We start from the raw sequence: 9076 nt of genomic DNA on the forward strand, positions 1-9076 counted from the left end.
GCCGACAGGCCCTTGCCGCGCACGTCGCCGATGAGCAGCCGGACTCCGTACGGCGTGCCGGCGGCCTCGTAGAAGTCGCCCCCGATCCGGGCCTGATCCTGGGCCGCCAGATACAGCGACTCGATCTCGACATCCTGGACTCGGTGCGGCAGCGGCCGCAGCAGCACCTTCTGCGCCGCGTCGGCGACGAGCCGGACCTGGAAGAGCGTCTCCTCCCGCTGGAGTCGCAGATGGCTCGCGTAGGCGGCCGCCAAGGTGACGGCGGTGATCGCGGCTGCCGTGTACGGGGTTCCCAGATCGGAGTGGATGAAGCTGAGGCCGACCATGACCAGCAGGCAGAACGTTCCCAGCAGGACCGTCGGGAGCACGGGCCACAGTGCGGCGGCGAGGGCGGGTGCCGCGGGCAGCAGGCGACTGAAGGCGATCTCCCTCGGCGTGGAGACCGCCAGACCGGCGATGAGGAGGGTGACGATCACCGGTGACAACAGCACGGCCTCCCACTGGCCACCGTTCGGACGAGGGCGGCGCCGGAGCCTTCCTGAGCTGATCACAGAATTGATCATATCGGGACGACACGGGCATCGATTCGTGACAGTGCAGGTACTCGTGTCCGGTGATCAGCCACTCGTACGGTTTTCCGGCACAGTCGGACGGCGGCGCGCGGCGCACGGGCCTTGCTCGCACGCCATGGGGCCACGAGGGCGGGTTCCGTCAGGAAAGCGGCGCCGCGGCCCGGCAGCCGGGGCACAGGCCCCAGAACGTGACGGCGGCCTCCTGGGTGTCGTACTCCTCCGGCAGTCGCGGCTCCATGCAGGGTGCCGCGCCCACCGTGCACTCCACGTCGCGGATGGAACCGCAGGCGCGGCACACGAAGTGGTGGTGGTTGTCGTGGCGCTCGGTCTCGTAGCGGGTGGGGTGACCCGCGATCTGGGTGGATCGGATCAGACCGGCGTCCGTGAGGGCGCGCAACACGTTGTAGGTGGCCTGCAGAGACAGGCGGCCGGTGATCCGCCGAGCGCGCTCACGCAGGGTGTCGGCGTCGAGGTGACCGCCCGAGTCCGAGACGGCCATCAGCACCGCCATACGCGGAGCGGTCACTCGCATACCCGCCGTACGCAGCCGTTCGGCGGCCAGCGCCATCGGTTCGTCAACCGTGCCGGAGGTCGTCATGCCGCCTCGCCCTTCGCGTCACCGTCGAGACCGGGGGCGCAGGGGTCGCCGGAGAGTTCGAACCACACGCTCTTGCCCTCGGGCCCGCCCTCACAGCCCCAGCGTGCGGCCAGCATGTCCACGAGGGTGAGTCCGCGACCGCACTCGTCCTCCGGGCCCGCCTCGACCGGACGGGGAAGGTCCGCGGTACCGTCGCTGACCAGACAGCGAAGGCCGGACACCCGCTCGAGGGTGAGGTGCAGCGGGCCGGAGCCATGACGCAGTGCGTTGCTCACCAGTTCGCTGACCAGCAGTTCGGCGGTCGGTACGAGGTCGTCCAGCCCCCACTGCCGCAGCACGTCGCGTATGACGCTCCTCGCCGAGGAGCACGCGGTCGGCGACCACGGCAGGGACCAGGGCCCGCCCACGAACGATTCCACGCGGGTCCCGGCCACCCCACCGGACGGCAGGGCGGCAGCCGGTCGCTGAGGGCAGGGGATGGCCGTATCGGCGATCGTTCCACCCGGGAGGGTTTTCCGGGGAGCTGTGCGATCCATAAAAGCGCGCTTTCGAGGACGGTTTCGATCTCCCTTACGACCGTACGCCTTTTCTTGAATCGGTCAAGTCTGTGGATGACATCCTTTTTCATGACTCCCCACAGTTCCTGGTGTGCACACTGCCGCCTATGAGGTTCCCAGACACGTATACGGGCCGGCCCGGGCACTCACCAGCTCTCGTGATCTTCGTCAGGCGGCGTTGCGGTACTGGTGGATGAGCCCGCCGAGGACGTCGTGGCGCTGGATCCGCCGCCCGGGGAAGACGGCGTCGAACGCCTGGGTGCAGCGGCTGCCGGGTCACGCGGCAGGGAGCGAAAGCCGGTGGCGCGGCCGCCGAGGCCGGCCATGGGGTTTCGGGCGAGCCGGATGCCCGGGCGGTTTCGGCGCAGCCTGCTCGGCAGGCGCCGGGCAAGGGCGGCAGGTACCCCGCTGCCCGGCCAGGTACCGCGCGGCCGAACGCCGAGCCGGCGGCGCGGCACCGCGTTCTCGTCCCGCGGCGCGAGCAGGCCGATGTTCCCGGCCTCCGCCGAGCGGGAGAGCAGCACGAGCGGTGCGGAGAGCCGGGGGAAGACCAGGTGGAGCATGCGCCACGCCACGCGGTCCGGGCTTTCCGTGACCACCTGAAGCAGCAAAGTGCCTGTTCAGGGGCCATGCGCGGGGAGAGGGGCACCCTACATGGGTTCCAGCATCTCCAAGGCGCCCGTTTCCGTGTCATAGCTGCGCAGGGTGGTGAGCCGGACCGACAACGGCGGTACCGGCAGCAGCTCGAAGACCCGCGGGCCGGCGAAGGCACCGGCCCGCCGGGAACGACCGAGGGTGATGTGCGGGCTCCAGCACGCGGGGGCGTGGAGGGGGTTGAGGGTCCCGGGCGGACTGTCCGAGGCCACCGCGTCCCACACCCGGCCGTGCAGGGCCGCCAGAGCGGAGTCGAGGTGCAGCGCCCAGGCCAGCACCGAGGTCGGCCGCTCGAAGCGGACCGCGCCGGTGACCCGCGCCGGCAGCGGCAGGGCGGCGGCCACCTCGGCAAGCTCCCAGCGGATCGGAGCGGTCAGTTCCGGGCAGGCGGCCAGGGTCAGGTGCGGGCTGTTGGTCGGTGAGCGATGACGCGCCTGACTGGGCAGCCCCGCATCCGCGAGCCGCCGCCAGGCCTCCCGGACCGCGAGGTCCGCCGCCTCGTCCAACAAAAGCTCGACTGTGCGCACCGGCGCAGCCTACCCACGTGGGCCTGCGGATTCAGCCCGCATCCACGCCATCAGGTGACGACAGAGCGCGCAAAAAAAATCATGAACCGTTTCCTCGGGACCGGGTTCCAGGAACGCCGCACGCTTCACATGACGCGTCATCGGGAAGGCGCGCAACCGGGCCCCTGCGGGGTGAACCCCAAGTCGGGCCCTGTTTTCGGATCTTCCTGCCGGGCTCCGCGCGTCGGCGAACGTCACGTGGGCGTAAAAACTTCGATCATGCTCGCCCCGCGCTTCGAGTACCGGCCGCTCCTGTCCGCGCCCCCTCCATCAGCGCCTGGACCGACATCACGGCATGCACCGCCGTAGTGCACGAACGGCGAGAAGTCGTCACCGAACCGGGCGCCGCAGAAGACCCGCCGGAACGCGCGGTGGCGTCAGGGCGCCCATGATCGGTCACCGATCGGCGGATCCAGTCCCAAAGCTGAACACAAATTCCACACAACCCCTCTCCATAATCGCTCCGATGGTCTAGATTGACCTTGCTTCAGCCGTTCGGACACGAGGCGACCAATAATGATCTTTAGGTCCGGCGCTATGGAAAGCCAGTGTTCACGTCCCCCGCGCCGGACGTGAGGGTGATCGATTACCGGAGCCCGGGAAAGACCTTGGGCGCGGGGAGCGCCCGGGGTTTCGACGGGTTCCCGCGCACCTGGGGAGTCCGGCAGGACATGCTCATGAGCTGCCGCCGGGGTGGGTTGTTCGACCAGTTCTGAAACAGCCGGAATGTCATGACCGGGAGGGCGGGGACCTCCCGGGGGAGGAACAGCGCGGCACGGGGGGCGGGGGCCTCCCGGGGGGAGGAACAGTGCTAGGCGAACACGTCGAACCACTGGGGACCTGGGGGGTTCTGTGCGGCAAGGGGGATTACTCAGCCCGTTTCCGTCGGCGCGCGGGCGTCTGGCGAACGGGGCGATCGGCCGGCCCGCGATCGACTGGGAGCAGCGGTACCGCCGCTCCGTGATCACCAGCGATACCGTGACCACGGCCTTCGTGGTGGCGGCGATCGGCAACTTCTTCGGTGCCCGGGACGCGGCCAACTGGCACGAGAAATGGGGAATTCTCGCATTCGGCACCTGGCTGCTGGTGCTGGGGGCGCTCGCGGTGAGCCGGTCGTGGGCTCCGGCCGTGCTCGGCCAGGGCGCCGAGGAATTCCGCCGGCTCGGCCGCTCGTTGTTCGCGGCGACCGTCGTACTGGCGCTCGGCGGAATCGCCCTCACCTCGCGCAACATCAAGCTCTGGATCTTCGTCGCGGTCCCCGCGATCGCGATCGTCACCATGACCGCTCGGTATCTGCTGCGCCTCGGGCTGCACAGACGGCGGAAGGAAGGACAGTGCCTGAGACCGGTGCTCGCCGCCGGGAGCCCGGACACCGTGCGCGACCTGATCACCCGGACCCGCAAGTTCCCGCACCTCGGCTGGCGGGTGGACGCGGTGTGCACGACGGACGGTCGCGGGCCCGACGGTGACCAACTGGACGGAGTGCCGGTCGTCGGCCCACTGACGGACGTCGCGAGCCACGTCCGCCGCGACGGCTACCGTGTCGTCGCGGTCACACCGGATCCGCACTGGTCACCGGAGCGGCTGCAACGGCTGGCCTGGAACCTCGAAGGCAGCGACGCCGACATGGTCGTGGCCCCCGTGCTGATGGAGGTGGCCGGCCCGCGGCTGCACATCGACGCGGTGCTCGGGATCCCGCTGCTGCGGGTCAGCATGCCGGCCTTCACCGGGGGCCGCCGGGTGGTCAAGGGGATCGTCGACCGGACGGGCGCCGCGATCCTGCTGCTGCTGTTCGCGCCGCTGATGGTGTGCGTCGGGCTGCTCGTGCCGGCGACCAGCCGGGGTGGGGCGTTCTACCGCCAGCGCAGGGTCGGCAAGGACGGCCGCGAGTTCACCATCCTCAAGTTCCGCACCATGGTCGTCGGGGCCGACCGGGCCCGTGCCGGGCTGGCCGACCGCAACGAGGGCGCCGGCCTGCTGTTCAAGCTCCGCCGGGATCCGCGGGTGACCCGGGTGGGAGCGGTGCTGCGCCGGTACTCGATCGACGAGCTCCCGCAGCTCTTCAACGTGCTCACCGGATCGATGTCGCTCGTCGGTCCGCGGCCTCCGTTGCCGGAGGAGTGCGCCGCGTACGGCCCGGACATCCGGCGGCGGCTGCTGGTCAAGCCCGGACTCACCGGACTGTGGCAGATCAGCGGACGCAGCGACCTGTCGTGGGAGGAGGCGGTCCGGCTGGACCTGCGGTACGTGGAGGACTGGTCGCTCGCCCTGGACACGGTGATCCTGTGGAAGACGCTGCGTGCGGTGCTCCACGGGCAGGGGGCCTACTGATGCGCCGGGGACCGCGATCCAACGGTCCCGCAGACGCGCGGACCGCAGGCCGCGAGGGCCTGCCTGGGGGGAGGAACGGGTCATGAGAGTCAGCGTTTTCGGGCTCGGCTACGTGGGCTGCGTGTCGGCCGCGTGCCTGGCCGACATGGGTCACGAGGTCATCGGGGTGGACGTGAACCAGGTGAAGGTCGACCTGGTCAACGACGGCAAGGCCCCGGTGGTCGAGGAGCGGATCGGCGAGCTCATCGCCGAGGTCGTGGGGACCGGGGCGTTACGCGCCACCCGTGACGTCCGCGAGGCGATCATGGGCAGCGAGGTGTCGCTGGTCTGCGTGGGCACGCCGTCGGAGCCCAACGGCAGCCTGTGCACCACGTACTTGGAGCGGGTCACCGAGCAGATCGGCGCCGCGCTGGCCGAGCGGGGCGGGCGGCACACCGTGGTGTTCCGCAGCACCATGCTCCCGGGCACCTGCCTGAACCTGCTGGTGCCGATCCTGGAGAAGTACGTCGGCGGCACGGCCGGGGTGGACGTCGGGGTCGCGGTCAACCCGGAGTTCCTGCGCGAGGGCACCAGCGTGCGGGACTTCTTCGATCCGCCCAAGACCGTCATCGGCGAACTCGACCCGTCGAGCGGCGATGTGGTGGCGTCGCTGTACGAAGGCCTGCCCGGCGAGGTGTTCCGGGTGCCGGTCCCGACGGCCGAGGCGATCAAGTACGCGGACAACGCGTTCCACGGCCTCAAGATCGGCTTCGCGAACGAGCTGGGCGCGGTGTGCCAGGCGCTCGGCGTGGACTCGCACCAGGTGATGGACGTGTTCCTGGCCGACCGCAAGCTGAACATCAGCCCCGCCTACCTGCGGCCCGGCTTCGCCTTCGGCGGCTCCTGCCTGCCCAAGGACCTGCGCAGCCTGGTCCACGCGGCGCAGCGGGCCGACGTCTCGGTGCCCATCCTCTCCCACGTACTGCCCTCCAACTCCGACCATCTGCAGCGCGCCGTGGAGCTGGTCGAGCGCACCGGCAAGCGCCGGGTGGGAATGTTCGGGCTGTCCTTCAAACCCGGCACCGACGACCTCCGCGAGAGCCCGCTCGTCGAGCTGGCGGAGCGGCTCTTCGGCAAGGGCTACGACCTGCGGATCCACGACGCCAACGTGAGCCTGTCCCGGCTGCTCGGCGCGAACCGCGAGTACGTCGAGACCCGGCTGCCGCACCTCGCGCAGCTGCTCGCGGACTCCGTCGAGGAGGTGCTCGAGCACGCCGAGGTGTGCCTGGTGGGGACCAGGGACCCGGCCGTGCTGTCGGCGCTCCCCCATGGCGGGGGCCCGCTGATCGTCGATCTCGTCCGCCTTCCCGACGCCGAGGCGCGCCGGGCCGAACCGGGGTACGTGGGCCTTGCTTGGTGACACATCGTTCGGTGACGGAGCCGGTGGCGACCGGCCGGACCGGCGCGCGCTGATCCTGGTGGAGAACCTGTCGGTGCCGTTCGACCGGCGGGTGTGGCAGGAGTGCACGACGCTGCGCGACGCGGGCTGGACGGTGCACGTCATCTGTCCGCAGGGGAGCAAGCGGGACACCGAGCCGGAGGCGGAGATCGACGGGGTGCGGATCCACCGCTACCCGTTGCGCGCCGCCACCGGAGGGCCGGCCGGCTATCTGCGGGAGTACGGATCGGCGTTGTGGCACACGGTCCGGCTGGCCCGGAAGGTCGGCCCGGTCGACGTGGTCCACGCCTGCAACCCGCCCGACCTGCTGTTCCTGCCCGCCCTGTGGCTGAAGCGGCGCGGCGCGCGGTTCGTGTTCGACCAGCACGACCTGGTACCCGAGCTGTACCTCTCCCGGTTCGGCCGCGGCAAGGACCTGCTCTACCGCGGCGTGTGCGCGCTGGAACGGATGACCTACCGGGCCGCGGACGTCGTGCTCGCCACGAACGAGAGCTACCGGGACGTCGCGGTGCGCCGTGGCGGCCGGCGGCCCGCGGACGTCTTCGTGGTGCGCAGCGCGCCCGACACCGAGCGGTTCCACCCCGTACCGCCCGAGCCGGAGCTGAAGCGCGGCAAGCCCCATCTGCTCTGTTACCTCGGTGTCATGGGCCCGCAGGACGGCGTCGACTACGCCTTGCGGTCCCTGGCGAAGCTGCGCGACGAGCTCGGGCGGACCGACTGGCACGCGGTGTTCGTCGGCGCCGGCGACACCTTCGACGCGATGGTGGAGCTGTCCCGGCGGCTCGGGCTCGCGGAGCAGGTGCAGTTCACCGGGCGCGTTCCGGACGCCGACCTGGTGCGCTACCTGTCCACCGCGGACGTGTGCCTCTCCCCCGACCCGCACAATCCGCTCAACGACGTGTCGACCATGAACAAGGTCCTGGAGTACATGGTGATGGGCCGGCCGGTCGTCTCGTTCGACCTGAAGGAGGCGCGGGTCTCCGCCGGTGACGCCGCCGTGTACGCGCCCGCCAACGACGAGGCCGAGTTCGCGAAGCTCATCGCGCTGCTGCTGGACGATCCGGAGCAGCGGGCCCGGATGGGCGAGATCGGCCAGGAGCGGATCGGCGGACCGCTCTCCTGGCGGAACTCGCAGGCGTCGTTGCTCGCCGCCTATGCCGCCGCCTGCCGTGACCACGCTCCGGTGTCGGCAAGCGCTCCGTACCGGGCAGGGAGAAGGCCGCGCCGTTGAGCGACGACACGATACGCCTGGTCACGATCGGGCGGATGATCCGTCGGCGCCGGCGGTTCCTCACCGTTCTCGCCGTGGTGGGCGCGCTCGTCGGCTACGGCACCTCCTTGCTGTTTCCGCCGCGGTACACGACGTCGGCATCGGTACTGCTGCCGGGAGCGTGGGAGGAGCGCGAGCTGCTGACCCAGACGGAGATCGCGACCAGTTCGGTGGTGCTCGACCGGGCGGCCGCCGCGCTGGGCTGGACCGGCGTCAGCGGCAGCGAGCTGCAGGACCGGGTGAGCGCCAGGGCCGCCGACGGGAACATCATCGAGATCTCGGGCACGTCCGACACCCCGGAGCGCGCCCAGCGACTCTCCGACCAGGTGGTCCAGCAGTTCGTCACCTTCGCCGCGCGGATCGCGGGCGACGGCACCGGCTCCGAAGCGGCGGCGCGGCCCGAGGAGCTGCGGCAGCTGGTGGTGCGGACCAGCCGCCGCATCACCGAGCTGGCCGACGCCGCCGATCCCGGGCGGACCGTGGAGAGCGTGCAGACCCGCACCGAGCTCGTGAAGCTGCGCACCGCGCTCCAGGAGGCCGTCACCAAGCTGGACCAGGCCGACCCGGCCCGCGGCAAGGCCGGCATGGTCGTCATGGGGCCGGCGGCCCGTCCGGCCGGTGAGACACCGCCGACGAGGACGCAGCTCGTCGCCGGCGGGGCGCTGCTGTTCTTCCTGCTCGCGGTCGTCGGCCATCTCGCCGCCGCACGGATGAGCCGCCGGCTGCGCACCGAGCCGGAGATCGCCGCGGCGCTGGGCTCGGCGCTGCTGGGGACCGTCGACGTGCCTGATGAACGGCCCGCGCACCGGCCGGAGGACCATGGCCCGCGGGCCCGGATCCGCCGGCTCCTGGGCGTCGACGTCCGGTGGGACGTACCCGCCCCGCGGACGTCCGGCGACGAGGCCGGCCGGCGCATCCGCTACCGGCGGGTGTGCGCCCGCCTCCGGGACCGGCTGCCGGCTCCCCGGCGGCTGCTGGTCGTCGTCCCGGACGGGGACGAGACCGCCCCCCCGGCCGCCGGGCGGCTCGTCGGCCAGGCCCGGGGCGTAACGCTGCTGCGGAGTGTGGGGGTTTGGGTGTAAAGGCCCGT

At 71.2% G+C, this 9076-nt stretch carries 7 protein-coding genes and 2 pseudogenes; 4 read left to right on the forward strand and 5 right to left on the reverse strand.

Annotated elements, in window-relative coordinates; genetic code table 11:
* The 5 genes and pseudogenes from ACFXAE_RS35675 to ACFXAE_RS35695 all read right to left on the reverse strand — a co-directional run.
* Nucleotides 1-551: pseudogene (locus ACFXAE_RS35675) on the reverse strand (serine/threonine-protein phosphatase); the annotation flags it as partial.
* 160 nt (nucleotides 552-711) lie between these two features.
* Entirely contained in the window at nucleotides 712-1170 is a 459-nt protein-coding gene (locus ACFXAE_RS35680; protein ID WP_384723719.1) for a Fur family transcriptional regulator, read from the reverse strand.
* Nucleotides 1167-1706, reverse strand: a complete 540-nt coding sequence (locus ACFXAE_RS35685; protein ID WP_384723722.1) for an ATP-binding protein — start codon at nucleotides 1704-1706, stop codon at nucleotides 1167-1169. The genes ACFXAE_RS35680 and ACFXAE_RS35685 overlap by 4 nt, the downstream gene beginning before the upstream one ends.
* 167 nt (nucleotides 1707-1873) lie before the next feature.
* Nucleotides 1874-2326: a hypothetical protein gene (locus tag ACFXAE_RS35690; RefSeq protein WP_384723725.1), complete on the reverse strand. Its 453-nt coding sequence runs from the start codon at nucleotides 2324-2326 to the stop codon at nucleotides 1874-1876.
* A gap of 51 nt (nucleotides 2327-2377) precedes the next feature.
* Nucleotides 2378-2908, reverse strand: coding sequence for a 2'-5' RNA ligase family protein (locus ACFXAE_RS35695; RefSeq protein ID WP_384723727.1), 531 nt, complete (start codon nucleotides 2906-2908; stop codon nucleotides 2378-2380).
* A gap of 891 nt (nucleotides 2909-3799) precedes the next feature.
* Between ACFXAE_RS35695 and ACFXAE_RS35700 the strand changes: the two genes are divergently transcribed.
* From ACFXAE_RS35700 to ACFXAE_RS35715, 4 genes and pseudogenes are all read left to right on the forward strand, one after another.
* Nucleotides 3800-5278 carry a sugar transferase gene (locus ACFXAE_RS35700; RefSeq protein WP_384723730.1) on the forward strand — a complete coding sequence of 493 codons (1479 nt, stop codon included), beginning with the start codon at nucleotides 3800-3802 and terminating at the stop codon, nucleotides 5276-5278.
* Between the two features lie 82 nt (nucleotides 5279-5360).
* The gene (locus tag ACFXAE_RS35705) at nucleotides 5361-6677 is read left to right on the forward strand and encodes a nucleotide sugar dehydrogenase (RefSeq protein ID WP_384723733.1); all 1317 of its coding nucleotides are present in this window, start codon (nucleotides 5361-5363) and stop codon (nucleotides 6675-6677) included.
* The gene (locus ACFXAE_RS35710) at nucleotides 6667-7947 is read left to right on the forward strand and encodes a glycosyltransferase family 4 protein (protein ID WP_384723736.1); all 1281 of its coding nucleotides are present in this window, start codon (nucleotides 6667-6669) and stop codon (nucleotides 7945-7947) included. Before ACFXAE_RS35705 ends, ACFXAE_RS35710 begins: the two co-directional genes overlap by 11 nt.
* Nucleotides 7944-9065, forward strand: a pseudogene (locus tag ACFXAE_RS35715) (polysaccharide biosynthesis protein); the annotation flags it as partial. The gene ACFXAE_RS35710 and the pseudogene ACFXAE_RS35715, both read left to right, overlap by 4 nt.
* Between the last annotated feature and the right edge of the window lie 11 nt (nucleotides 9066-9076).

The organism is Streptomyces sp. NPDC059454, from assembly GCF_042749965.1.
Classification (GTDB): Bacteria; Actinomycetota; Actinomycetes; order Streptomycetales; family Streptomycetaceae; genus Streptomyces.

Coding starts and splice junctions, on each gene's coding strand:
- ACFXAE_RS35680 (WP_384723719.1), bottom strand. CDS start 1,170: ATGACGACCTCCGGCACGGTTGACGAACCGATGGCGCTGGCCGCCGAA.
- ACFXAE_RS35685 (WP_384723722.1), bottom strand. CDS start 1,706: ATGGATCGCACAGCTCCCCGGAAAACCCTCCCGGGTGGAACGATCGCC.
- ACFXAE_RS35705 (WP_384723733.1), top strand. CDS start 5,361: ATGAGAGTCAGCGTTTTCGGGCTCGGCTACGTGGGCTGCGTGTCGGCC.